This window comes from Streptomyces sp. NPDC048290, assembly GCF_040652095.1.
GTDB lineage: Bacteria > Actinomycetota > Actinomycetes > Streptomycetales > Streptomycetaceae > Streptomyces.
The window spans coordinates 243,402-268,560 of sequence record NZ_JBEZLM010000008.1; the positions used below are offsets into that span (position 1 = coordinate 243,402).

20 protein-coding genes are annotated in these 25,159 nt (G+C 73.2%); 13 read left to right on the forward strand and 7 right to left on the reverse strand.

The window, feature by feature from the left end:
• Positions 1-51 precede the first annotated feature (51 nt).
• Positions 52-687 carry a TIGR03085 family metal-binding protein gene (locus AB0D49_RS16410; protein ID WP_362757506.1) on the reverse strand — a complete coding sequence of 212 codons (636 nt, stop codon included), beginning with the start codon at positions 685-687 and terminating at the stop codon, positions 52-54.
• Positions 688-815: 128 nt separating this feature from the next.
• Here AB0D49_RS16410 and hisI point away from each other — a divergent pair, with 128 nt between their 5' ends.
• The 10 genes from hisI (at position 816) to lgt (ending at position 10,347) form a co-directional block, all read left to right on the forward strand.
• Entirely contained in the window at positions 816-1,280 is a 465-nt protein-coding gene (hisI, locus tag AB0D49_RS16415; RefSeq protein ID WP_362757508.1) for a phosphoribosyl-AMP cyclohydrolase, read from the forward strand.
• A gap of 11 nt (positions 1,281-1,291) precedes the next feature.
• Positions 1,292-2,770: an anthranilate synthase component I gene (locus tag AB0D49_RS16420; protein ID WP_362757510.1), complete on the forward strand. Its 1,479-nt coding sequence runs from the start codon at positions 1,292-1,294 to the stop codon at positions 2,768-2,770.
• A gap of 52 nt (positions 2,771-2,822) precedes the next feature.
• On the forward strand, positions 2,823-3,479 hold the full coding sequence (locus AB0D49_RS16425; protein WP_362757512.1) for a TIGR02234 family membrane protein: 657 nt from the start codon (positions 2,823-2,825) through the stop codon (positions 3,477-3,479).
• Positions 3,480-3,896: 417 nt separating this feature from the next.
• Complete coding sequence (locus AB0D49_RS16430; protein WP_362757515.1) at positions 3,897-4,169, forward strand: HGxxPAAW family protein; 273 nt, start codon at positions 3,897-3,899, stop codon at positions 4,167-4,169.
• Positions 4,170-4,329: 160 nt separating this feature from the next.
• On the forward strand, positions 4,330-4,773 hold the full coding sequence (locus AB0D49_RS16435) for a DUF2752 domain-containing protein (RefSeq protein ID WP_362757517.1): 444 nt from the start codon (positions 4,330-4,332) through the stop codon (positions 4,771-4,773).
• 160 nt (positions 4,774-4,933) lie between these two features.
• Complete coding sequence (trpC, locus tag AB0D49_RS16440) at positions 4,934-5,743, forward strand: indole-3-glycerol phosphate synthase TrpC (RefSeq protein ID WP_362757519.1); 810 nt, start codon at positions 4,934-4,936, stop codon at positions 5,741-5,743.
• A gap of 323 nt (positions 5,744-6,066) precedes the next feature.
• Positions 6,067-7,350, forward strand: coding sequence for a tryptophan synthase subunit beta (gene trpB, locus AB0D49_RS16445; RefSeq protein WP_362757521.1), 1,284 nt, complete (start codon positions 6,067-6,069; stop codon positions 7,348-7,350).
• On the forward strand, positions 7,347-8,165 hold the full coding sequence (gene trpA, locus AB0D49_RS16450; protein WP_362757523.1) for a tryptophan synthase subunit alpha: 819 nt from the start codon (positions 7,347-7,349) through the stop codon (positions 8,163-8,165). Before trpB ends, trpA begins: the two co-directional genes overlap by 4 nt.
• A gap of 208 nt (positions 8,166-8,373) precedes the next feature.
• The gene (locus AB0D49_RS16455) at positions 8,374-9,189 is read left to right on the forward strand and encodes a thioredoxin domain-containing protein (protein WP_362757525.1); all 816 of its coding nucleotides are present in this window, start codon (positions 8,374-8,376) and stop codon (positions 9,187-9,189) included.
• 141 nt (positions 9,190-9,330) lie between these two features.
• Positions 9,331-10,347 carry a prolipoprotein diacylglyceryl transferase gene (gene lgt / locus AB0D49_RS16460; RefSeq protein ID WP_362757527.1) on the forward strand — a complete coding sequence of 339 codons (1,017 nt, stop codon included), beginning with the start codon at positions 9,331-9,333 and terminating at the stop codon, positions 10,345-10,347.
• 59 nt (positions 10,348-10,406) lie between these two features.
• Here the strand turns inward: lgt and AB0D49_RS16465 are convergent, their stop codons facing one another.
• The 6 genes from AB0D49_RS16465 to AB0D49_RS16490 all read right to left on the reverse strand — a co-directional run bounded on the left by AB0D49_RS16465 (position 10,407) and on the right by AB0D49_RS16490 (position 17,595).
• Positions 10,407-11,240, reverse strand: coding sequence for a CoA ester lyase (locus AB0D49_RS16465; protein WP_362757529.1), 834 nt, complete (start codon positions 11,238-11,240; stop codon positions 10,407-10,409).
• Positions 11,237-12,445, reverse strand: coding sequence for a CoA transferase (locus AB0D49_RS16470; protein ID WP_362757531.1), 1,209 nt, complete (start codon positions 12,443-12,445; stop codon positions 11,237-11,239). The genes AB0D49_RS16465 and AB0D49_RS16470 overlap by 4 nt, the downstream gene beginning before the upstream one ends.
• Positions 12,442-13,821 (reverse strand): ADP-ribosylglycohydrolase family protein, encoded by a 1,380-nt coding sequence (locus AB0D49_RS16475; RefSeq protein WP_362757533.1) that lies wholly within the window; start codon positions 13,819-13,821, stop codon positions 12,442-12,444. Before AB0D49_RS16475 ends, AB0D49_RS16470 begins: the two co-directional genes overlap by 4 nt.
• Entirely contained in the window at positions 13,809-14,999 is a 1,191-nt protein-coding gene (locus AB0D49_RS16480) for an ADP-ribosylglycohydrolase family protein (protein ID WP_362757535.1), read from the reverse strand. Before AB0D49_RS16480 ends, AB0D49_RS16475 begins: the two co-directional genes overlap by 13 nt.
• A gap of 8 nt (positions 15,000-15,007) precedes the next feature.
• A complete protein-coding gene (locus tag AB0D49_RS16485) occupies positions 15,008-16,102 on the reverse strand; it encodes an ADP-ribosylglycohydrolase family protein (RefSeq protein ID WP_362757762.1) in 1,095 nt (364 codons plus the stop codon).
• A gap of 488 nt (positions 16,103-16,590) precedes the next feature.
• Complete coding sequence (locus AB0D49_RS16490; protein ID WP_362757537.1) at positions 16,591-17,595, reverse strand: ADP-ribosylglycohydrolase family protein; 1,005 nt, start codon at positions 17,593-17,595, stop codon at positions 16,591-16,593.
• A gap of 291 nt (positions 17,596-17,886) precedes the next feature.
• Here AB0D49_RS16490 and AB0D49_RS16495 point away from each other — a divergent pair, with 291 nt between their 5' ends.
• The 3 genes from AB0D49_RS16495 (at position 17,887) to AB0D49_RS16505 (ending at position 25,073) form a co-directional block, all read left to right on the forward strand.
• Positions 17,887-18,618, forward strand: a complete 732-nt coding sequence (locus tag AB0D49_RS16495) for a VIT1/CCC1 transporter family protein (protein WP_362757539.1) — start codon at positions 17,887-17,889, stop codon at positions 18,616-18,618.
• A 406-nt stretch (positions 18,619-19,024) separates the two neighbouring features.
• The gene (gene gltB / locus AB0D49_RS16500; RefSeq protein WP_362757763.1) at positions 19,025-23,617 is read left to right on the forward strand and encodes a glutamate synthase large subunit; all 4,593 of its coding nucleotides are present in this window, start codon (positions 19,025-19,027) and stop codon (positions 23,615-23,617) included.
• Positions 23,610-25,073 (forward strand): glutamate synthase subunit beta, encoded by a 1,464-nt coding sequence (locus tag AB0D49_RS16505; protein WP_362757541.1) that lies wholly within the window; start codon positions 23,610-23,612, stop codon positions 25,071-25,073. Before gltB ends, AB0D49_RS16505 begins: the two co-directional genes overlap by 8 nt.
• The last annotated feature ends 86 nt before the right edge of the window (positions 25,074-25,159 follow it).

Here is a 25,159-nt window from a genome sequence, read left to right on the forward strand (position 1 = left end):
GGCGGGCCTGAGCGGGCGGGGGCGTCCGGCATCCGTGCGGACGCCCCGCGCTCAGATGCCGAGCTGCTTGGCCTCCCGCAGCTTCGCGATGGCGTTCTCGTCGCCCGTCAGCTCCACCTTCGCCGCGCCCTGCCGTCCGAACGCGAACAGCAGCAGCTCGGACGGCTCGCCCGTGGCGGTGACCACCGGGGCGCCCCGATGGGCGATCGCGGTCTGCCCGTCCGGGCGGCGCAGCACCAGACCGGTGGGCGCGCCCCGCCCCATCAGCCGGGCCGTGCGCTCCAGCCGGGACCACAGGGCGTCCTGGAAGACCCCGTCCAGCTCACGGGTCGTCCAGTCCGGCTGCGCCCGGCGCACGTCCTCGGTGTGCACATAGAACTCGACGGTGTTGGACGCCTCGTCGATCTGCTTCAGCTTGAACGGCGAGAACCGCGGCGGACCGGTCCGGATGAGCTGGATCAGCTCGTCGTACGGCTTCGCCGCGAACTCCTCCATCACCTTGTCCAGGCGGGACGCGAGCTGCTTGATCAGGATGCCGCTCGCGGCGTCGGGGCGGCGCTCGCGCACCACCACGTGCGCCGCCAGGTCACGGGTGGTCCAGCCCTCGCACAGAGTGGGGGCGTCCGGACCGGTGGTCTCCAAGAGATCGGCGAGGAGAAGCCGTTCACGCTGCGCAAAGGTCGACATGGATTCAGCGTACGACCGGGCCCGCACTCCGCCCAGCGGACCGCGGCCACCGGTGGCCACCCCGCGTCGCTGTCCGGTCACCGGACAGCCCTCCGGCCGGGCGTGCCGCGCGCGGCACAATGGCTGGCATGACCAGTACGCCGTCCCCCAGCGGGAAGAGCGCCCTCGACCCCGAGATCGCCGCCCGCCTCAAGCGCAGCACGGACGGGCTCCTGCCCGCCATCGCCCAGCAGTACGACACCGGTGAGGTGCTGATGCTGGGCTGGATGGACGACGAGGCGCTGCACCGCACCCTGACCACCGGCCGCTGCACCTACTGGTCGCGCAGCCGCCGTGAGTACTGGGTCAAGGGCGACACCTCCGGCCATGTGCAGTGGGTGAAGTCGGTCGCGCTGGACTGCGACGCGGACACCGTGCTCGTCCAGGTCGACCAGGTGGGCGCCGCCTGCCACACCGGCGCCCGGACCTGCTTCGACGCGGACGTCCTCCTCAAGGACGCCGGGGCCGCCGGGGGCGCAGGGGATGCCGGGGGCGCAGGGGACGCCGGGGATGCCGGGGGCGCCGATTCCGGCGTACCGGCCCCAGGTCAGTAGGGTCGGCGGCCATGGACCTCGACACGTTCCGCAAGCTCGCCTCCGACCGCCGGGTCGTCCCGGTCACCCGCAAGCTGCTGGCCGACGGCGACACCCCGGTCGCCCTGTACCGCAAACTGGCCGCCGAGCGCCCCGGCACCTTCCTGCTGGAGTCTGCGGAGAACGGCCGCTCCTGGTCCCGCTACTCCTTCGTCGGCGTCCGCAGCGCCGCCACCCTCACCGAGCGCGACGGCCGCACCCACTGGCTGGGCACCCCACCGGTCGGCGTCCCCGTCGACGGCGACCCGCTGGCCACCCTGCGCGCCACCATCGAGGCCCTGCACACCCCCCACCAGGAGGGCCTGCCGCCCTTCACCGGCGGCATGGTCGGCTACCTCGGCTACGACATCGTCCGCAGGCTGGAGAAGATCGGCCCCGGCGACCGCGACGACCTGCGGCTGCCCGAGCTGACCATGCTGCTGACCAGCGACCTCGCGGTGATGGACCACTGGGAGGGCTCGGTCCTGCTGATCGCCAACGCGATCAACCACAACGACCTCGACACGGGCGTGGACGAGGCGTACATGGACGCCATGGCCCGGCTGGACGCCATGGAGGCCGACCTGACCCGCGCGGTCGCCCAGCCGCCCGCCGTGCTGCCGCCCTCGGAGCTGCCCGCGTACACCGCGCTGTGGGGCGGCCCCGACTTCCAGGCCGCCGTCGACGACATCAAGGAGCGCATCCGCGCGGGGGAGGCCTTCCAAGTGGTCCCCTCGCAGCGCTTCGAGACCCCGTGCACGGCGAGTGCCCTGGATGTGTACCGGGTCCTGCGCGCCACCAATCCCTCGCCCTACATGTACCTCTTCCGCTTCGACGGCTTCGACGTGGTCGGCTCCAGCCCCGAGGCGCTGGTCAAGGTCGAGGACGGCCGGGCCATGGTCCACCCCATCGCCGGGACCCGGCATCGGGGCGCCACCCCGCAGGAGGACCAGGCCCTCGGCGAGGAACTCCTCGCCGACCCCAAGGAGCGGGCCGAGCACCTGATGCTGGTCGACCTGGGCCGCAACGACCTGGGCCGGGTCTGCGAGCCGGGCTCCGTCGAGGTGGTCGACTTCATGTCCGTGGAGCGCTACTCGCACGTCATGCACATCGTGTCCACCGTCACCGGCCGGGTCGCCGCCGGACGCACCGCCTTCGACGTCCTCACCGCCTGCTTCCCCGCGGGCACCCTGTCCGGCGCCCCCAAGCCCCGCGCGATGCAGATCATCGACGAACTGGAGCCCTCCCGGCGCGGTCTGTACGGCGGCTGCGTCGGCTATCTGGACTTCGCGGGCGACTCGGACACCGCCATCGCCATCCGCACCGCCCTGCTCCGCGAGGGCACCGCCTATGTCCAGGCCGGGGCCGGGATCGTCGCCGACTCCGACCCCGCCGCCGAGGACCAGGAGTGCCGCAACAAGGCCGCCGCGGTGCTGCGCGCGGTCCACACGGCGAACCGGCTGGCACGGTAGGGCGTTTCTCACGTGAACCCCGGGTGACACGACCCGGGGTCGGGGAGCGATAGTGGAGCATGTGACTGCTGTTCCTCATCCCCGCACCGTGAGCGTCGGCGCCCTCAGGGCCGGCCGGCTCAGCCTCGGTCTCGCCCTGCTGTTCGGCGCCCTCGGCGCGGCCGTGGCGCTGCTGTCCACCCGCCAGGAGTGGTCGGCGGGCACCGCGACCGTGGCCGGCGGCGACTTCCCGCTGACCGCCTCCGGCAGCGACGTCACGGGCGTGCCCGCGGCGCTGGCCATAGTCGGCCTCGCCGCCATGGTCGCCGTCTTCGCCGTCCGCCGCGCCGGGCGCTACGCGGTCGCCGCGCTGCTCGCCCTGTCCGGCGCCGGGACCGTGGCCGCCGCGCTGCTCGGCGCCTCGGACTCGGCCGCCCTGGACGCGAAGGCCGCCGAGGCGTCCGGCAACACCGCCGCCACCGTCGACTCGCTCAGCCACACCGCCTGGCCCTACGTGGCCGCCGTCGGCGGCGCGCTGATCCTGCTGGCCGGGCTCCTCGCGCTGCGCTACGGCCGCATGTGGCCCGCCATGTCCGGCCGCTACGAGCGCGGCTCCGGCACCCGTACCCCCCGGCGGGCGCCCGCCCCCGTGGACCCCGACCGGCCCGAGGACCTATGGAAGGCCCTGGACCGCGGCGAGGACCCCACGGGCGGTACCGAGCGCCCGTAGCTGCCCGGTCGTCCGGTGTCCCGGCGTCTCCCAGGGCCCCGCGGCGAGGACCCCACGGGCGGCGCCGAGCGCCCGTAGCTGCCCGGTCGTCCGGTGTCCCGGCGCCTCCCAGGGCCCCGCGGCGAGAACCCCACACGCGGTACCGAACGCCCGCAGCGCCCGGTCGACCAGCGGCCCCGGCGCCTCTCAGGGCGCCGACGGCCGACCCCGGCGCCCCGCCCAGGCCCTGTGGCCCGGGGCGAAAGTCCTGATGTGGCGCACGGGACACGATCCAGGGCCGACCCCCGCTCACACCAGGGGTGCGGGTACGGGACAATGGCAGCAGGAGCGTCAGGCTCGACGCTCACCATCCGCGCACGACAGCCGCGCACCACAGCCCACGCACACAGCAACGCAACCAGCAACGAGGAGCAAGCAATGGCGGACAGCAGCCACGGTCACACCCCGGCCGCATGGACGGGTGTCAGCATCGCGTTCATCGGGTTCTGCGTGGCGGGCGTCTTCATGGTGGCCGACAACCCGCTCGGGTTCTGGGGCGGCATGGCCGTGATCGTCCTCGGTGGTGTGGTCGGCGGCATCATGCGCACCATGGGCATGGGCCTGCCCAAGAAGCAGCCGCTCAAGATGGTGCAGGGCTCCGCCGCCGCCAAGCCCGCCGTGACCCGTGAGCCGGTCGCCGCGGAGAGCTGACCCGGCGCGACACGCCGACGCGGCACACCCCGGCGCACGACACGCCGACGTACGACCCGCCTCAGGGGCGGCCCTTCCCGAAGGGCCGCCCCTTGGCGCGTCCCCAGGGGCCTCTCCCGTGTGCGTTCCCGCGTGCGTCTCCCGGTCCCGGCGCGGCACAATGCGAGGCGTGACCGTCCCGACCCCGCGCGTGAACCCCGCCCCCGTCCCCCCGGTGCGGCGGCTCGCCACGCCCGTGGGGCTGGCCCTGGGCCTGGGCGCCGCCTTCGCTTATGTGGGCGCCGTCGACCCCAACGAACCCGGCCACTACCCGGCCTGCCCCCTGCTCCAGTACACCGGCCTCTACTGCCCCGGCTGCGGGGGACTGCGCAGCGCCCACGCCGTGGTGCACGGGGACCTCGCCGGCGCCTTCCAGGCCAACGCGGCGGCCGTGATCGGCTACGCCTTCTTCGCCGTCGTATGGACCGTCTGGGTGGTTCGCGCGGCGCGCGGGCGGCCGATGCGCGTCGATCCGCATCCGGCCTGGCTGTGGGCGGCGGGCGCCGCACTGCTGCTCTTCACGGTTGTCCGGAACTCGCCGTTCGGTGGCTGGTTGCATCCTTGATCATCCAGCGGCCGTCCAGGTAGTGGGACCGGCGTCAACCGGATTCGGGGCCTACGCCCCGCTGCGGATACCATCGCTATGACCATCGGTTTCCGTCGTCGGCCGTACCGGCCCGCGGACGGGGACCGGAGCCGAGACCGTCCGGAAGGGGGCCGCTCGCGTGAGTGTGCTCGACGAGATCATCGACGGAGTCCGTGCCGACCTCGCGGAGCGGCAGGCACGCGTCAGCCTCGACGAGCTGAAGGAGCGCGCGGCGAAGGCCCCGGCGGCCCGTGACGGCGCCGCCGCGCTCCGCGGCGAGGGCGTCAAGGTCATCTGCGAGGTCAAGCGCTCCAGCCCGTCCAAGGGCGCGCTGGCCGCCATCGCCGACCCGGCGGGGCTCGCCGCCGACTACGAGGCGGGCGGCGCGGCCGTCATCTCCGTCCTCACCGAGGAGCGGCGCTTCGGCGGCTCGCTGGCCGACCTGGAGGCGGTCCGCGCGCGGGTCGACATCCCGGTCCTGCGCAAGGACTTCATCGTCACGTCGTACCAGCTCTGGGAGGCCCGCGCGTACGGGGCCGACCTCGCGCTGCTGATCGTCGCCGCGCTGGACCAGCCCGCCCTGGAGTCGCTGATCGAGCGCGCCGAGTCCATCGGCCTCACCCCGCTCGTGGAGGTGCACGACGAGGACGAGGTCGAGCGGGCCGTCGACGCGGGCGCCCGGATCATCGGGGTCAACGCGCGCAACCTGAAGACCCTGGAGGTCGACCGCGGCACCTTCGAGCGGGTCGCCCCCGAGGTCCCGGCCGGTCTCATCAAGGTCGCCGAGTCCGGCGTACGCGGCCCGCACGACCTGATCGCCTACGCCAACGCGGGCGCCGACGCCGTCCTGGTCGGCGAGTCCCTGGTCACCGGCAAGGACCCGAAGTCCGCGGTCGCCGACCTGGTGGCCGCCGGCGAGCACCCGGCGCTGCGACACGGCCGCGGCTGACCAACGGCTAGGCTGACCCCGATGACTCCCACCGAGACGACCGTGGACCGCCACGCGCGCCTGGCCCGAGGCTGCCGCCCCCGCGGCTGCCGCGCGCCCGCGCGCCGCGTCCACGGCCGCCGCGTGCGATACGTCATCGGTGACGAACCGGGCCAGGTAAACGGCCGCCGATGGCAGCGCCCCTCTAGGGGCGCGAGGCTCTGATCACTGTGCGGCTACCGCCGCGCGGGCGCGACCAGCCACTGACGGTCCCGCAGTCACCCACCACCTCCCGCCCCACGGCGATCAGTGCATTTCCCACACACTCACCGTGAGGTACTGGCATGCCCAGCGACTACTTCATCCCCGACCCGGACGGTCACATCCCCAGCGCCGAAGGCTACTTCGGCGCATACGGCGGCAAGTTCATCCCGGAGGCGCTCGTCGCCGCCGTGGACGAGGTCGCCGTCGAGTTCGACAAGGCCAAGCACGACCCCGAGTTCGCCCGCGAACTCGACGACCTGCTGGTGCACTACACCGGCCGCCCCTCCGCGCTCACCGAGGTCCCCCGGTTCGCCGCCGAGGCGGGCGGTGCCCGGATCTTCCTCAAGCGCGAGGACCTGAACCACACCGGCTCCCACAAGATCAACAACGTGCTCGGTCAGGCCCTGCTCACCCGCCGTATGGGCAAGACCCGGGTGATCGCCGAGACCGGCGCCGGACAGCACGGCGTCGCGACCGCCACCGCATGTGCCCTGTTCGGGCTCGACTGCACCGTCTACATGGGCGAGATCGACACGCAGCGCCAGGCGCTGAACGTGGCCCGTATGCGGATGCTCGGCGCCGAGGTCATCGCCGTGAAGTCCGGCAGCCGCACCCTCAAGGACGCCATCAACGAGGCGTTCCGCGACTGGGTCGCCAATGTCGACCACACCCACTACCTGTTCGGCACGGTCGCCGGACCGCACCCCTTCCCGGCCATGGTCCGCGACTTCCACCGGGTCATCGGCGTCGAGGCCCGCCGCCAGATCCTGGAGCGCGCCGGACGCCTGCCCGACGCGGCCGTCGCCTGTGTGGGCGGCGGTTCCAACGCCATCGGCCTGTTCCACGCCTTCATCCCCGACGCGGGCGTCCGGCTCATCGGCTGCGAGCCCGCCGGACACGGCGTCGACACCGGCGAGCACGCGGCGACCCTGACCGCCGGGGAACCCGGCATCCTGCACGGCTCCCGCTCCTACGTCCTCCAGGACGACGAGGGCCAGATCACCGAGCCGTACTCGATCTCCGCCGGTCTTGACTACCCCGGTGTCGGCCCCGAGCACTCCTGGCTGCGCGACAGCGGACGCGGCGAGTACCGCGCGGTCACCGACGACGCGGCCATGCAGGCGCTGCGCCTGCTGTCCCGCACCGAGGGCATCATCCCGGCGATCGAGAGCGCCCACGCCCTGGCCGGGGCCCTGGAGGTCGGCCGGGAGCTGGGCGAGGACGGGCTGATCGTCGTCAACCTGTCCGGCCGCGGCGACAAGGACATGGACACCGCCGCCCGCTACTTCGGGCTGTACGACACCGACGCCGAGGTGGCCGCCGACGCCGCCGCCACCGCCGAGATCGAGGGGGACGCCCGATGAGCGGGAACATCCAGCTGCTGTCGGACACCCTCGCCGCCGCCAGGACCGAGGGCCGCGCCGCACTCATCGCCTACCTCCCGGCCGGGTTCCCGACCGTGGACGGCGGCATCGAGGCGGTCAAGGCGGTGTTCGACGGGGGCGCCGACATCGTGGAGGTCGGGCTGCCGCACAGCGACCCGGTGCTCGACGGTCCGGTCATCCAGACCGCCGACGACATCGCCCTGCGCGGCGGTGTGAAGATCGCCGACGTGCTGCGCACGGTCCGCGAGGCGCACGCCGCCACCGGCAAGCCGGTCCTGGTCATGACGTACTGGAACCCCATCGACCGCTACGGCGTCGAGCGGTTCACCGCCGAGCTGGCCGAGGCCGGGGGCGCGGGCTGCATCCTGCCGGACCTGCCGGTGCAGGAGTCCGCGCTGTGGCGTGCGCACGCCGACAAGCACGGGCTCGCGACCGTGTTCGTCGTGGCGCCCAGCAGCAGGGACGCCCGGCTCGCCGAGATCACCGCGGTGGGCAGCGGCTTCGTCTACGCCGCCTCCCTGATGGGGGTCACCGGCACCCGGGAGTCGGTGGGCGCGCAGGCCGAGGACCTGGTCCGGCGCACCCGCGCCACCACCGACCTGCCGGTCTGCGTCGGCCTCGGGGTGTCCAGCGCGGCCCAGGCCGCCGAGGTCGCCGCCTTCGCCGACGGCGTGATCGTCGGCTCGGCCTTCGTCAAGCGGATGCTGGACGCGCCGGACCACGCGGCCGGGATCGCGGCGGTCCGCGACCTCGCCGGGGAACTGGCGGAGGGCGTCCGCGGCGGGGCGCGGTAGGGCGGGCGCGACAAGCCGGAGCACCGGGGTGCGGCAGCACCCCAGAGCACTCCAGAGCACCCCAGAGCACCCCAGACACCCGAGAGCACCGGGGCGCCATAGCACGCCGCACTGGGGTGCAATAGCAGGACATATCCGTCAGGTCACTCGAAGGGGTGGACCTGGGGCCGGGGAGGCGCTGGGCGCCTCCCCGGTTCGTTTCCGGGGTGTGAGCGAGAAGAACCGTGACGGAAAGCGCACCGCCCGTGAGCGGCTGGCGGTCGAGCGTGAGAAGCAGAAGTCCGTGGACAAGCGCCGTCGGGGACTGGTCATCGGCGCGAGCGTGGTCGGTGTGCTGGGCCTCACGGCGGTGATCGGCGTGGTCGCCGCGAACGTGGGCAGGGACAGCGGCAAGGCGGGCTCGGTGGTCGTCCCCTCCGGCGCCCAGGGCGAGGACAGCCTCGCCATCCCGGTCGGTGGGCAGAGCGCCAAGTCGACGCTCGCGGTCTGGGAGGACTTCCGCTGTCCGGCCTGCAAGTCCTTCGAGACGACCTACCGGCAGACCATCCACGAGCTGACGACGTCCGGCCAGCTCAAGGTCGAGTACCACCTGGCGACGATCATCGACGGCAACATGGGCGGCACCGGCTCCCGCAAGGCCGCCAACGCCGCCGCCTGCGCCCAGGACGCCGGAAAGTTCACCGCGTACCACGATGTGCTCTACGACCACCAGCCCGCCGAGACCGACGACGCCTTCGCCGACGACGCCAAGCTGATCGAGCTGGCGCTGAACGTGGACGGGCTGGACACCCCCCGCTTCCGCACCTGTGTGGAGAAGGGCACGCACAACGCCTGGGTGGACAAGTCGAACAAGGCGTTCACCAGCGGTGACTTCTCCGGCACCCCGACCGTCCTGCTGAACGGCAAGAACATCTACCAGGACCAGTCCCTGACCCCGGACAAGCTCCGGGAGATGGTCCTGGAGGCCGACCAGGGCACCGACGGCAGCGGCGACGAGAGCGGCGACGAGAGCGACTCCGGCTGAGCGAGCCGGGAGGCGGGCCCAGGGGACCGGCGGCACCGCCCGGACACCTCAGCGTGGCCCGCCGGTCACCGTCCCCGTTATGGACCCGTAGCCGGGCGGCTTGCCGCCCGGCCCGGTCGGCACGGTAGCGTCGTCCTTGCCATGGAACTTGCCTACATCCCCAGCCCGTCGCGCGGAGTGCTGTATCTCGGCCCCATTCCGCTGCGCGGCTACGCGCTCTGCATCATCGCCGGTGTCTTCCTGGCCGTCTGGCTCGGCAACCGGCGCTGGGTCGCCCGTGGCGGGCGGGCCGGCACCGTGGCCGACATCGCGGTCTGGGCGGTGCCCTTCGGCCTCGTCGGCGGCCGGCTCTACCACGTGATCACGGACTACGAGCTGTATTTCAGCGAGGGCCGTGACTGGGTCGACGCCTTCAAGATCTGGGAGGGCGGCCTCGGTATCTGGGGCGCCATCGCGCTCGGCGCGGTCGGTGCCTGGATCGGCTGCCGCCGCCGGGGCATCCCGCTGCCCGCCTACGCCGACGCCGTCGCCCCCGGTATCGCCCTCGCCCAGGCCGTCGGCCGCTGGGGCAACTGGTTCAACCAGGAGCTGTACGGCCGGGAGACCGACCTCCCGTGGGCCGTGCACATCACGTCCTCCGCGGACGGCCGGATCCCCGGCTACTACCAGCCGACGTTCCTGTACGAGTCGCTGTGGTGCATCGGCGTCCCCGTCCTGGTGATCTGGGCCGACCGCCGCTTCAAGCTGGGCCACGGTCGCGCCTTCGCCCTGTATGTCGCCGCGTACTGCGCGGGCCGCTTCTGGATCGAGTATCTGCGCGTCGACGACGCCCACCACATCCTCGGTCTGCGGCTGAACAACTGGACCGCGTTGCTGGTCTTCGTCCTCGCCGTGGTCTACATCGTGGTCTCCGCGAAGAAGCGGCCGGGCCGGGAGGAGATCGTCGAGCCGGGCGCGCCCGCCGGGGACGGCTCCGGGACCGCCGCGGCGGAGGACGGTCCGGGGGAGAAGGACGCCCCTGACGCCGCCGACGGCACGGACGCCGAGGGCTCCCCGGACGCCGAGGGCTCCCGGGATTCCGAGGGCTCCCGGGACTCCGGGGCGGCCAAGGAAGAGGTCGGCGCGGACGCCTCCGGTGACGGGGCCAAGAAGAGCTGACGACAGCGCCGTACGACGGTCGAGGGCGTCCCGGGGTCTCCGGGGCGCCCTTCGCCGTGTCAGGGGCGCCGGGCCAGGGCCAGGGTGCGGTGGGCGCCGGCCAGCACCGCCGGGTCGACGAAGGTGCCGTCGGCCAGCGCCTGGGCGCCCGTGTACGCCTCGGACGCCGCCACGACCGCCTCCGCCCGCTCGATCTCCTGGGGGGTGGGGAGGTAGGCGCGGGCGATGACCGGGAGCTGGCGCGGGTGGATCGCCGCGCGGCCCAGGAAGCCCAGGGCCCGGCCGTGCGCACAGCTCGCGGCCAGCGACTCCAGGTCACGGACGTCGGGGTGGACCGACTGCGCCGGGGGCGGGAGGGTCGCGGCGCGGGCGGCCACCACGATCCGGGAGCGGGACCAGTCCAGGGCGCTGTCGTCGTGGACGCCGAGATCGGCGCGGAGGTCGGCCTCGCCCAGGGAGAGTCCGGCGACCGCGGGATGGGCGGTGGCGATGGCGTGGGCGTGCTCGACGCCCAGGGCGGACTCCAGCAGCGGGTGCAGCGGCGGGGCGGTCGCGCCGGGCGGGGTGGTGTCGGCGGCGACGGCGGTGATCTGCCCGGGGTGGGTGATCTTCGGCAGCCGCAGACCGGACAGGCCGGGCAGCGGGGCCAGGGTCTTCAGGTCGAGGGCCGCAAAGGGGCCGTCCAGGGCGTTCACCCGGACGTGCACCGGGACGGGCTGGGGGTCGGCGAGCCGGTCGGCGGTGGCGGCGCGGGCGTACTCCTTGCGGTCGGGGGCGACCGCGTCCTCCAGGTCGATCAGCACCACGTCGGCGCCGCTGGTGAGCGCCTTGGCCACCCGGTCCGGGCGGTCACCGGGGACATAAAGCCAGGTCAGCGGGGGCGGCGGGGTCATACGGCGCCCTCCTCGCGCAGGGCCGTGACCTCGGCGGCGGTCAGGCCGAGGGCGGTCAGCACGGTGTCGGTGTCGGCGCCGTGCGCCCGGCCCGCCCAGCGGATCGCGCCCGGTGTCTCGGACAGCCGGAACAGGACGTTCTGCATCCGCAGCGGGCCGAGGTCGGGGTCGTCCACGGTGGTGACGGTGTCCAGCGCCGCGTACTGGGGGTCGGCCATCACGTCCCGGACGTCCTGGACGGGGGCGATGGCGGCCTCCGCCTTCTCGAAGGCGGCGAGCACCTCGGAGCGGGGGCGGGCGGCGATCCAGGAGCCGACCGCCGCGTCGAGGACGTCGCTGTGCCGGGCGCGGTCGGCGCCGGTGGCGAACCAGGGCTCGTCGATCAGGTCCGGGCGGCCGACCAGGCGCATCACCCGCTCGGCGATCGACTGCGCGGAGGTGGAGACGGCGACCCAGGTGCCGTCGGCGGTGCGGTAGGTGTTGCGCGGGGCGTTGTTCGCGGAGCGGTTGCCGGTGCGCTGCTGGACATGGCCGAGCTGGTCGTACCAGGTGGGGTGGGGGCCGAGGACGGTGAGGATCGGTTCGATCAGGGCCATGTCCACCACCTGGCCCTCGCCGGTGCGGTCCCGCGCGGCGAGCGCGGTGAGCACGGCGTACGCGGTGGCCAGGCCCGCGATGGAGTCGGCGAGGCCGAACGGCGGCAGCGTCGGCGGGCCGTCCGGTTCGCCGGTGAGGGCGGCGAAGCCGCTCATGGCCTCGGCGAGGGTGCCGAAGCCGGGGCGGTGGGCGCTGGGCCCGAACTGGCCGAAGCCGGTGACCCGGGCGAGGACCAGCCGGGGGTTGACCGCCGACAGCTCGGGCCAGCCCAGGTCCCATTTCTCCAGGGTGCCGGGGCGGAAGTTCTCCACGATCACATCGGCGCCGGCGGCCAGCCGCAGCAGGGTGGCGCGTCCGCCCGGCCTGCTCAGATCGAGGGTGATCGTGTGTTTGTTGCGGCCGAGGAACTTCCACCACAGTCCGATGCCGTCCTTGGACGGGCCGTGGCCCCGGGACGGGTCGGGGCGGGTGGGGTGCTCGACCTTGACGACCTCGGCGCCGAAGTCGCCGAGGAAGGTGGCGGCGAGGGGACCGGCGAAGAGCGTGGCCAGGTCGAGGACGCGCACACCGGAGAGCGGGGCGGGCGGCGTGGGGGGTGTCCGGGTCATGGGTGGGGGGTCTCCCGGTGGGTGAGGGCGGCGGTGAGGTCCGCCAGGGTGTCGAAGCCGGTGCCGTCGAAACCGCGGACGGAGGTGGCGAGGCGGTTCTTCAGGGGCGCGGTCCAGCGGTCGGGGAGCGCGGCGGGGGAACCGGCCAGCAGCCCGGCGACGCTGCCCGCGGTGGCGCCGTTGGAATCGGTGTCCCAGCCGCCGGACACCACCCGGCAGATGGAGCCGGTGAAGTCGCCGTCGGCGTGGGTGAGGGCGGCGGCGATCAGCGCGGTGTTGGGGATGGCGTGGACCCAGTGGTAGGCCGCGTGCCGGGTGTGGAGTTCATCCACCACCGTGTCGAAGTCGGTGTGGGCGCGGGCCAGTCGCAGCGCGTGGGTGACGGCTTCGGCGAGCCGGGAGCGCGGCGGGATCACCGTCAGTCCGGTCCGCAGACTGGTGTGGACGTCGGCGGTGCCGGTGGCGGCGGTCGCGAGGGTGGCGGCGATGAACATGGCCGCGTAGACACCGTTCGCGGTGTGGGTGAGGCGGGCGTCGCGGTGTGCCTGGGCGGCGGCGGCCCGGGGCGCCCCGGGGTGGGTCCAGCCGTGCACGTCGGCGCGGATCAGGGCGCCGATCCACTCCCGGAACGGGTTGCGGTACCGGGCGGTGAGCGGGGGCTCGACCCCGGCGAGGAGATTGCCGTACGCGATGCGTTCGGCGGTGAAGGTGCGGCCCGCGGGGAGTTCGTCGAGCCAGACGCGGGCCACGTCGGTGGTGGTGAACGCGGGGCCGTGGCGCTGGAGCAGCAGCAGGTTGAGCAGGGGGTAGTCGAGGTCGTCGTCCTCGGGGGCGCCGTCGATGTTCTCGGCCAGGCTGGTGGGGGCCGAGCGGCGGTTCCAGGGGTAGCGGGCGAGCAGCTCCTCGGGGACGCCCCGGGCGGTGAAGTAGCTGTTCAGGGGCCAGTTGCCGGTGGCTCTGGCGAGGGCGCGGATGCCGGTCAGGGGGAGTTTCTCGACCGGTTTGCCGAGGACGCAGCCGACGGCCCGGCCGAGCCAGGCGGCGTGCAGCCGGGCGCGGTACGCCGGGCCGGGCGCCGGGTGCGGGTCGCCCCCGGCCGACGGTCCGCAGCTCAGCCGGATCGCGGCGAGGTCGGTCGGCTCGTGCTCGGCCAGGGCGCTGGGCAGGTCGGCGAGTTCGTCCAGCAGGTCCGCCGCCAGCAGCCGCAGATAGCGCGACGGGCGGTGCGGGGAGGCGCCCGCGCGGTCCGGGGCGGGGAGGCCGCCCGCCGCCGCCCAGCGCTCGGCGATCCGCGCCGGTTCCCGGCCGTCCTGGGCCGCCTGCGCCAGCTCATGGCCGATCAGGTCCTCCGGCTGCACCCAGGTCAGACGCAGCATGCGGGGCCTTCCAGCGCCGCGAACACCTGCTCATGGGCGCGGCGGCGGCGGAGGTCCTGTCGGAAGACCTCCCGGGCCACCGCGGTGAGGGTCCGCGCGGGCGCCCACAGGTCCAGGCGGCTGGCCTCGGCGACGGTCTTCGCCCACGGTGCGGGGACGGGCGAGCCCAGCGCTCCGGCGAGGGCGCCCGCCATGGTGGCGATGGAGTCGCAGTCCCGGCCGTAGTTCACCGAACCCAGCACCGCCGGGCCGTAGTCGCCCGCCGCGATCAGCAGCATCCCCAGGGCGACGGGGAGTTCCTCGATGCTGTGCAGCCGGGACGGGCGGCGGGCGCCCAGCGAGGGGGCGCGGTAGTCGGGGCCGACCGTGTCGAACGGGGCCACCGCCGTACGCAGCGCGCCGAGCGCCGTCTCGAAGTGCCGGTGGCGGGCGGCCTCCTCGCAGACCGCCTCGATCGCCGTCCGGGTGCCGTCCTTCGCCAGCGACAGACAGACGGTGATCACCGACTCGGGGGTCGCGCCGGGGACGCAGGCCGCCGCGACGCCCGCCGCGAACACGGCCGCCGCCTCCCGGCCGTACGACGACTGGTGGGCGCCCGCGATCTCCAGGGCCTCGGTGTACGCCCCTTGCGGGTTGCCCGCGTTGACCAGGCCGACCGGGGCCATGTACATCGCGGCCCCGCAGTTGACGATGTTGCCGGTGCCCGCCTCGCGCGGGTCGGCGTGGCCGTAGTGCAGCCGGGCCACGAGCCATTTCTCGGCCAGGAAGATCCGCTGGAGCGGGAGCGCCTCGGCCTCCAGTTCCGGAATCCACCGGGGGGTGGTCATCAGGTCCGGGACCAGGTGGTCGGCGATCGCGTACGCGTCGAGGTGGTCGCGGACGCGGTCGTAGACCCGGACCAGGGCGTGGGTCATCAAGGTGTCGTCGGTGACATGTCCGTCGCCCTTGTGGTACGGGGCGATGGGGCGGGCCGTGCGCCAGGCGTCGCCGTTCCACGGGCCGACGACGCCTCGCACCCGGCCGCCGTGGCGGTCCGTGATCTGCTCGGGGGTGTATCCCTCGACCGGGCCGCCGAGCGCGTCACCGACGGCCGCGCCGACCAGGGCGCCGGTGATCCGTTCTTCGAGGGAGGGTGCCTGCTGGCTGAGGGTGGGGGTTTGGGGTTCTTCGGGGGTCATGCACCGAATCATCCTCCTGGCGGCGGCGGTTGTACGGCTTCCAGGAGTTCGGCGAGTTCCACCAGGTCGGTGCCGGTGAGGCGGGGCAGGGCGCAGCCGGAGAGGGTGCGGCAGGTGGCTCGCCAGGGCGCGGGGATCGCGGCGCCACCGCCGAGCGCGCCGGTGAGCGCCCCCGCGAGGGCGGGCGCGGAGTCCGCCACCCGGGACAGACAGGCGGCGGCCGGGACGGCGGCGGCGATCCGGCCGCGGGCGGCGGTGGCCAGCGCGAGGGCGACCGGGACGGTCTCGGCGGCGGCGATGCCGTAGCTGTAGACGTGGTCGACGATCTGGTGCTCCAGCAGCGGGATCAGCGCGAAGGCGTCGTCGCCGGTGGTGCGGGCGAGGTCGAGGGCGTGCCGGGCGTTGCGGCCGATCTCGGTCGCCTCGGGGAGTTCGGCGACCGCCGCCCGGACACAGGTGTCGACGTCCGCGCCGGCCAGGGCGAGGGAGATGGCGGCGGCCATCGCGCGGGCGCCGTGCACCCCGTCGCCGTCCTGGGTGTAGCGGGCGTCGAACTCGGCGAGGTCGGCGGCGTGCACGGGGTCGCCGGGGTGGGCGACGGCGAGCACACAGGCGCGGACGCAGGCGGCGTCGTCGAAGTAGTGCGGGTTGTCGTGGCCGGTGGCGGGCGGGCGCAGTCCGGCGGCGAGATTGCCGAGCCCCGCGCGCACCGAGATCCGGGCGCGCAGGGGGAGTACGGCGGACTCGACCTCGGGTGCGCGGTCCGCCGCGGCGGCGACCTCGCTGGCCACGGCGTTCCAGGTGAGGTCGATGGCGGCGCGCATCCGGCGGGTGCGGCTGAGGTCGCCGAGGGCGGTGTCGTCGCCGGCGCGCAGCACCGCCTCGGCGGCGAACGCGGCCCACTCGGCGTCGTCGGAGGGGCCCAGGCGGAGGGGCTCGGGGGGCTGGTTGAGGGCGATGGGGACGGGGAGGGTGGTGGTGGCGTTGTGCTCGGCGAAGGTGTCGAGTTCACGGGTGAGGCGGCGGGTCCATTCGGGCATCCGGGCGGCGCGGTGGCGCGCGGCGGGCCACCCGGCGGCGTCGCCTGCGGCTAGGCCTAGCAGGAGGCCCTCTACTTTGCGGGGTGTGGGGTGTGGGGGGTTGGGGTGTTTCGCCTCGGCTTCGCCATCGGCCTTTTGTTTCCCACCCGCACCGCCCGTGCGGGTCGCCTCGACGGGTGCGGGTCGAGTCCGTGGGGGGTGATCGCCGTCGGTGGCTGGCCGTGGGTGGGGGGGCGGGGGGTGGTTGGTGTCGGTTGTCGGCCGTGGGTGGGTGCGTGGGGGGTGGTCGGTGTCGGTGGTCGGCCGTGGGGGATGGTCGGTGTCGGTGGTCGGCCGTGGGGGATGGTCGGTGTCGGTGGTCGGCCGTGGGGGGTCGTCGGTGTCGGTGGTCCGGCCTGGGTGGGGTCGTGTGTTGTCGTCGGTGTCGGTGGTCCGGTCCGGGTGGGTTTGTGTGGCGTGGTCGGTGTTCGTGGGGCGGTCCGGGTGGGGCTGTGGGGGGTGGTCGGTGTCGGGGGTCGGGCCTGGGCCGTCGATGTACGGGGGTGCTGGGGTCACGGTGTCTCCTCCGGGGTCAGCAGGTCCGCGACCTCCAGGACGTGGTGGCCCGCCATCGACGGGAGGCAGCTGCCGCGCGCCGGGCCGATCGCCGCCGCCCAGTCCTCGGGGATCGCCGAGACGCCCCGGGTGGCGCCCGCCAGCGCGCCCGCCACCGCCGCCGTCGTATCGGCGTCGCGGCCCATGTTGACGGCGGTCAGCACCGCCTCGCGGACGTCGCCGTCGGCTGCCGCGTAGGCGCCGAAGGCGAGGGCGACGGCCTCGGGGGCGAGGTCGGTCCAGGGGTAGCCGCCGATCACCACGGCGGAGCGCACCGCGCGTTCGCCGCGGTGGGCGACGGTGACCGCGCGGCGTAGCGAGCGGGCCGTCCAGGAGTCGTCGGGGACGACGGCGAGCGCGGCGGCGACCACCGCGATGACGGACGCGCCGCCCATCGCCGCGGCGACCCCGGCGGCGACCGCCTGGCCGCCGTAGATGCCCTCGCCCTCGTGGCTGACCGCGCCGTCGATCGCGACCAGCCGGGCGGCCTCGGCGGGGCGGCCCGCGGCGAAGACGCCGAAGGGCGCGGCGCGCATGGCGAGACCGTCGCTCCAGGCGTGCCGGTGCTGGGCGGAGATGGGGGCGGCCAGGCCCCGGCGGAGGTTCTCCAGGGTGCCCCGCTCGCTGAATCCGGCGCCCCGGAACGGGCCCTCCGCGCGGTCCGCGATCCAGGCGTGCCAGGCCGCCTCGGCGTGGGCGGGGGTGAGCGCGGAGCCGTGCCGGGCGAGCAGCAGCCCGGAGAAGATCGCGTACTCGGTGTCGTCGGTCCCGGCGGGGCGGTCCACGACGTACCCGGTGATGCGGCCCCAGCGGGCCCGGATCTCGGAGGGCCGTAGATTCTCCGCCGGGGCGCCGAGGGCGTCGCCGACGGCCAGCCCGAGCAGGGCGCCGCGCGCCCGCTCACGGAGTGCGGCGGCGTCGCCGGGGGCCGGGACCGAGGGAACGCAGGCGATGGATGCCATGGCGGTCTCTCCTCTCCGGGTCCGCGGCGTCGGGTGCCCGACCGCGGGGCGCGGTCCACGCGCGGGACCCATGTGCGGAACTGTCCCCGGCCGGGCCCGCCCTCCAGCCTCAGAAGCCCCAGCATCACCCGGTCGACATATGAGCGGGCTATTAATCGGATGAGCGAAGGAGGGTAAAGGTGCAGGTTAGGCCATGCTTCCCTTGGTGGCGAGGGGGGCGCGCGGAGCGTAGTCTGGGTGGTGTCGAGAAGTAGAATTTGTCTAATGTGGATATTTTGAGGGGCGGCGGCCATGGCCATCATCGACACCGGGGCGACACTCCACGCGGCGCACCGCGACAACCACACGCATCGCGATGTGAACGGCGGCTGGCTGCGTCCGGCCGTGTTCGGTGCCATGGACGGGCTGGTCTCCAACCTCGCCCTGATGACCGGTGTCGCGGGCGGTGCCGCCGGTCAGCAGACCATCGTGCTGACCGGGCTCGCGGGGCTCGCCGCGGGCGCCTTCTCCATGGCCGCCGGGGAGTACACCTCGGTCGCCTCGCAGCGGGAGCTGGTCCAGGCCGAGCTGGACGTCGAGCGGCGCCAGCTGCGCAAGCACCCGCAGGCCGAGCAGGCGGAGCTGGCCCGGCTGTACGAGACGCGGGGCGTCGACGCGGACCTCGCTGGCGAGGTCGCCCGGCAGCTGTCCCGGGACCCCGAACAGGCGCTGGAGATCCACGCCCGGGAGGAACTGGGCGTCGACCCCGGCGATCTGCCGTCGCCGCTGGTGGCCGCCGGGTCCAGCTTCGGCGCGTTCGCGCTCGGCGCGCTGCTGCCCGTCCTGCCGTATCTGCTCGGGGCGAGCGCGCTGTGGCCGGCCGTGCTGGTGGCTCTTGTCGGGCTGTTCGCCTGCGGCGCGGTGGTGTCCAAGGTGACCGCGCGGAGCTGGTGGTACAGCGGGCTCAGGCAGCTCGCGCTGGGCGGCGCGGCGGCCGGTGTGACGTACCTCCTGGGCACACTGTTCGGAACCGCTGTAGGGTGACGCGGCTGGAACGTATGCGTGGGACCGCATAGCCAGCCATTACTGCCTGGTTTCGGGCACGTGACCACTGGGCATGAGCCGTAAGCGCTGTAGGCAATGAGGCCTGCCGTACACCGGTGGGGCTGGCGACGACGCCCGCTCTCCCTCCTCTCGGGCCGACGGACATCGATCTGTTCTCATCGGCCCCCGTGAAACTTCCGCCGCCGCGCGCGGTGTCCGATGTCGCGTACCCGCCGCGATGTCCGCATGTTGGAATGGTGTATCCGGTTCCCGAGAGCCGTCCCATCATGTAACCTGCACGAAATTTTGCACTCTCGCAGAGGGCCAACGTCGTCCCTCGGCACCTCCCCAGCGCGCGAAAGCCCTGGTGAGCACCCTCAGCCACATGACGACGACGGGAGAGCCGATGCGTACGCCGCACCAGCCGTCCCAGCACTCCACGACTGGCCAGAAGTGGTCCTTCATGGATGCTCGCCCTGCCGCGCAGGGAATGTACGACCCCCGCAATGAGCACGACGCGTGCGGCGTCGGTTTCGTGGCCACCCTCACTGGCGAGGCCAGCCATACGCTGGTGGAACAGGCCCTGACGGTACTGCGGAACCTGGAGCACCGCGGTGCCACCGGCTCCGAGCCGGACTCCGGCGACGGGGCCGGCATCCTCTCCCAGGTGCCCGATGCCTTCCTCCGTGAGGTGGCCGGATTCCAGCTGCCCGAGGCCGGAGCGTACGCCGTCGGTATCGCCTTCCTCCCGGAGGCCACCACCGACGCCGCCGTCTCGCATATCGAGACGATCGCCGCCGACGAGGGCCTGACCGTCCTCGGCTGGCGCGAGGTCCCCGTCGCCCCCCAGCTCCTCGGCGCCACCGCCCGCTCCACGATGCCCGTCTTCCGGCAGCTGTTCGTCACCGACGGCTCCTCGACCGGCATCGACCTCGACCGCAAGGCGTTCGTGCTGCGCAAGCGCGCCGAGCGCGAGGCCGATGTGTACTTCCCGTCGCTGTCCGCGCGGACCATCGTCTACAAGGGCATGCTGACCACCGGCCAGCTGGAGCCCTTCTTCCCGGACCTGTCCGACCGGCGCTTCGCCTCCGCCATCGCCCTGGTCCACTCCCGGTTCTCCACCAACACCTTCCCGTCCTGGCCGCTCGCCCACCCGTACCGGTTCGTCGCCCACAACGGTGAGATCAACACCGTCATGGGCAACCGCAACTGGATGCGCGCCCGTGAGTCCCAGCTCGTCTCCGACCTGTTCGGCGACCGCGCGCTGGAGCGGATCTTCCCCGTCTGCACCCCCGCCGCCTCCGACTCCGCGTCCTTCGACGAGGTCCTGGAACTGCTCCACCTCGGCGGACGCTCCCTGCCCCACTCGGTGCTGATGATGATCCCGGAGGCATGGGAGAACCATGACTCCATGGACCCGGCCCGCCGCGCCTTCTACCAGTTCCACGCCACCCTGATGGAGCCCTGGGACGGCCCGGCCTGCGTCACCTTCACCGACGGCACCCAGGTCGGCGCGGTCCTCGACCGCAACGGACTGCGCCCCGGCCGCTACTGGGTCACCGACGACGGACTCGTCGTCCTCGGCTCCGAGGTCGGCGTCCTCGACATCGACCCCGCCAAGGTGGTCCGCAAGGGCCGCCTCCAGCCCGGCCGCATGTTCCTCGTCGACACCGCCGAGCACCGCATCATCGAGGACGACGAGATCAAGGCCGCCCTCGCCGCCGACCAGCCCTACGCCGAGTGGCTGGACGCCGGGGAGATCGAGCTGGGCGACCTGCCCGAGCGCGAGCACATCGTGCACACCCACGCCTCCGTGACCCGCCGTCAGCAGACCTTCGGCTACACCGAGGAGGAACTGCGGGTCATCCTCGCCCCGATGGCGAAGGCCGGCGCCGAACCCATCGGCTCCATGGGCACCGACTCGCCGATCGCCGCCCTCTCCGAGCGCCCCCGGCTGCTGTTCGACTACTTCACCCAGCTGTTCGCGCAGGTCACCAACCCGCCCCTGGACGCCATCCGGGAAGAGCTGGTCACCTCGCTGCGCTCCCCGCTGGGCCCCTCCGCCAACCTCCTCGACCTGACGTCCGCGTCCTGTCGCACGGTCACCCTGCCCTTCCCGGTGATCGACAACGACGAGCTGGCCAAGCTCATCCACATCAACGCCGACGGCGACATGCCCGGCTTCAAGGCCGCCACCCTCTCCGGCCTCTACCGGGTGCACGGCGGCGGCGACGCCCTCGCCGCCCGGATCGAGGAGATCTGCGCCGAGGCCGACGCCGCCATCGAGAACGGCGCCCGGCTCATCGTGCTCTCCGACCGGCACTCCGACGCCGAGCACGCCCCGATGCCGTCGCTGCTGCTCACCGCCGCCGTCCACCACCACCTCATCCGCACCAAGCAGCGCACCCACGTGGGCCTGCTGGTCGAGGCCGGGGACGTCCGCGAGGTCCACCACGTCGCCCTGCTCATCGGCTACGGCGCCGCCGCCGTCAACCCGTATCTGGCCATGGAGTCCGTCGAGGACCTGGTCCGCGCCGGGACCTTCCTGCCCGGCATGGAGCCCGAGCAGGCCATCCGCAATCTGATCTACGCGCTTGGCAAGGGCGTCCTCAAGGTGATGTCCAAGATGGGCATCTCCACCGTCGCCTCCTACCGGGGCGCCCAGGTCTTCGAGGCCGTCGGGCTCGAAGCGGCCCTGGTCGAGAAGTACTTCAACGGCACCACCTCCAAGATCGGCGGCATCGGACTCGGCGTCGTCGCCCAGGAGGTCGCCGCCCGGCACGCCAAGGCGTACCCCGCCTCCGGTATCGCGCCCGCGCACCGCGCCCTGGAGATAGGGGGCGAGTACCAGTGGCGCCGCGAGGGCGAGCCGCACCTCTTCGACCCCGAGACGGTCTTCCGCCTCCAGCACTCCACCCGCACCGCCCGCTACGACATCTTCAAGAAGTACACCGAGCGCGTGAACGAGCAGTCCGAGCGGCTGATGACACTGCGCGGCCTCTTCGGCTTCACCTCCGACCGCCCCGCCATCCCGGTGGACGAGGTCGAGCCGGTCTCCGAGATCGTCAAGCGGTTCTCCACCGGAGCCATGTCCTACGGCTCCATCTCCCGCGAGGCCCACGAGACCCTCGCCATCGCCATGAACCAGCTCGGCGGCAAGTCCAACACCGGCGAGGGCGGCGAGGACCCGGAGCGGCTCTACGACCCCGCCCGCCGCTCCGCCATCAAGCAGGTCGCCTCCGGCCGCTTCGGCGTCACCTCCGAGTACCTGGTCAACGCCGACGACATCCAGATCAAGATGGCCCAGGGCGCCAAGCCCGGCGAGGGCGGCCAGCTCCCCGGCCACAAGGTCTACCCCTGGGTCGCCAAGACCCGGCACTCCACGCCCGGCGTCGGCCTCATCTCGCCGCCCCCGCACCACGACATCTACTCCATCGAAGACCTCGCCCAGCTGATCCACGACCTGAAGAACGCCAACCCGACGGCGCGCATCCACGTCAAGCTGGTCTCCGAGGTCGGTGTCGGCACCGTCGCCGCCGGAGTCTCCAAGGCGCACGCCGACGTCGTCCTGATCTCCGGGCACGACGGCGGCACCGGCGCCTCCCCGCTCACCTCCCTCAAGCACGCGGGCGGCCCCTGGGAACTCGGCCTCGCCGAGACCCAGCAGACCCTGCTGCTCAACGGCCTGCGCGACCGGATCGTCGTCCAGACCGACGGCCAGCTCAAGACCGGCCGGGACGTCGTCATCGCCGCGCTGCTCGGCGCCGAGGAGTTCGGCTTCGCCACCGCGCCGCTCGTGGTGTCCGGCTGCGTCATGATGCGCGTCTGCCACCTGGACACCTGCCCGGTCGGCATCGCCACCCAGAACCCGGTGCTGCGCGACCGGTTCGCAGGCAAGGCCGAGCACGTCGTCAACTTCTTCACCTTCATCGCCGAAGAGGTCCGCGAACTCCTCGCCGAACTCGGCTTCCGCACCATCGAGGAGGCCGTCGGCCACGCCGAGGTCCTCGACGTCACCCGGGCCGTCGACCACTGGAAGGCCCAGGGCCTGGAACTCGCCCCGCTGTTCCACGTCCCCGACCTGCCCGAGGGCGCCGTCCGCCATCAGCTGATCGAGCAGGACCACGGCCTCGCCAAGGCCCTCGACAACGAGCTGATCAAGCTCGCCGCCGACGCGCTGGCCGCCGACTCGGCCGCCGACGCCCAGCCGGTGCGCGCCCAGGTCGCCATCCGCAACATCAACCGCACGGTCGGCACCATGCTCGGCCACGAGGTCACCAAGAAGTTCGGCGGCGCCGGACTCCCCGACGACACCGTCGACATCACCTTCACCGGCAGCGCGGGCCAGTCCTTCGGCGCCTTCCTGCCCCGCGGAGTCACCCTGCGCCTCGAGGGCGACGCCAACGACTACGTCGGCAAGGGCCTGTCCGGCGGCCGGGTCATCGTCCGCCCCGACCGGGGCGCCGACCACCTCGCCGAGTACTCCACCATCGCGGGCAACACCCTCGCCTACGGCGCCACCGGCGGTGAGCTGTTCCTGCGCGGCAAGGTCGGCGAACGCTTCTGCGTCCGCAACTCCGGCGCGCTGGTGGTCTCCGAGGGCGTCGGCGACCACGGCTGCGAGTACATGACCGGCGGCCACGCCGTCGTCCTCGGCGAGACCGGCCGCAACTTCGCGGCGGGCATGTCCGGCGGCGTCGCCTACGTCATCGACCTCGACCGGGACAACGTCAACACCGGCAACCAGGCCGCCGTCGAAGCCCTCACCGACGACGACCGGGACTGGCTGCACGACGTGGTGCGCCGCCACGCCGAGGAGACCGGCTCCACCGTCGCCGGGAAGCTGCTCGCCGACTGGCCGGCCGCCGCCGCCCGGTTCAGCAAGATCATCCCCAGTACGTACAAGGCAGTGCTCGCCGCCAAGGACGCCGCCGAGCGAGCGGGTCTCTCCGAGACCGAGATCACCGAGAAGATGATGGAGGCGGCGACCCATGGCTGACCCGAAGGGCTTCCTGAACCACGGCCGTGAGACCGCCACCTCCCGCCCGGTCGACGTCCGGCTGCGGGACTGGAACGAGGTCTACGTCCCCGGCTCCCTGCTGCCGATCATCAGCAAGCAGGCCGGGCGCTGCATGGACTGCGGCATCCCGTTCTGCCACAACGGCTGTCCGCTCGGGAACCTGATCCCCGAGTGGAACGACTACGCCTACCGCGAGGACTGGGCGGCGGCCTCCGAGCGGCTGCACGCCACCAACAACTTCCCCGAGTTCACCGGCCGTCTGTGCCCGGCGCCCTGCGAGTCGGCGTGCGTCCTCGGCATCAACCAGCCCGCCGTCACCATCAAGAACGTCGAGGTCTCCATCATCGACAAGGCGTGGGAGACCGGCGAGGTCGCCCCGCAGATCCCCGAGCGGCTGTCCGGCAAGACCGTCGCCGTGATCGGCTCGGGCCCGGCCGGACTCGCCGCCGCCCAGCAGCTCACCCGGGCCGGGCACACGGTCGCCGTCTACGAGCGCGCCGACCGCGTCGGCGGCCTGCTGCGCTACGGCATCCCCGAGTTCAAGATGGAGAAGCGGCACATCAACCGCCGTATCGAGCAGATGCGCGCGGAGGGCACCCGGTTCCGCACCGGCGTCGAGATCGGCCGCGACCTGAAGGCCGGCGACCTGAAGAAGCGCTACGACGCCGTCGTCCTCGCCGTCGGCGCCACCACCGCCCGTGACCTGCCCGTCCCCGGCCGCGAGCTGACCGGCATCCACCAGGCCATGGAGTACCTGCCGCTCGCCAACAAGGTCCAGGAGGGCGACTACGTCGCCCCGCCGATCACCGCCGCCGGCAAGCACGTCGTCGTCATCGGCGGCGGCGACACCGGCGCCGACTGCGTGGGCACCGCCCACCGGCAGGGCGCCGCGTCGGTGACCCAGCTGGAGATCATGCCCCGCCCCAACGACGACCGGCACCCGGTCTCCCAGCCCTGGCCCACCTTCCCGCTCCTCTACAAGGTCACCTCCGCGCACGAGGAGGGCGGCGAGCGGGTCTACTCCGTCTCCACCACCCACTTCGAGGGCGACGAGGACGGGAACGTGCAGTGGCTGCATCTGGCCGAGGTCGAGTTCGTGGACGGCGGGCTCACCCAGAAGCCGGGCACCGAGCGGAAGATCCCGGCCCAGCTGGTCACCCTCGCCATGGGCTTCACCGGCACCGACACGGAGAACGGGCTGGTCGAGCAGTTCGGTCTTGACCTCGACGCGCGGGGGAACATCGCGCGGGACGGGGAGTACCAGACCACTGTGCCGGGTGTCTTCGTCGCCGGGGACGCCGGGCGGGGGCAGTCGCTCATCGTGTGGGCGATCGCCGAGGGGCGGTCGGCCGCGCGGGGGGTGGATCGGTTCCTCACGGGGGTGAGTGAGCTGCCCGCGCCTGTTCGGCCTACGGATCGGGCGTTGGTGGTGTGACGCCGGTGACTTGGGCGACTCTGGGTGACCGGGGGCCCAAGTGGTCCGGGGTGACCTGGGTGGCCTTGGGCGCCAGGGTGACCCGA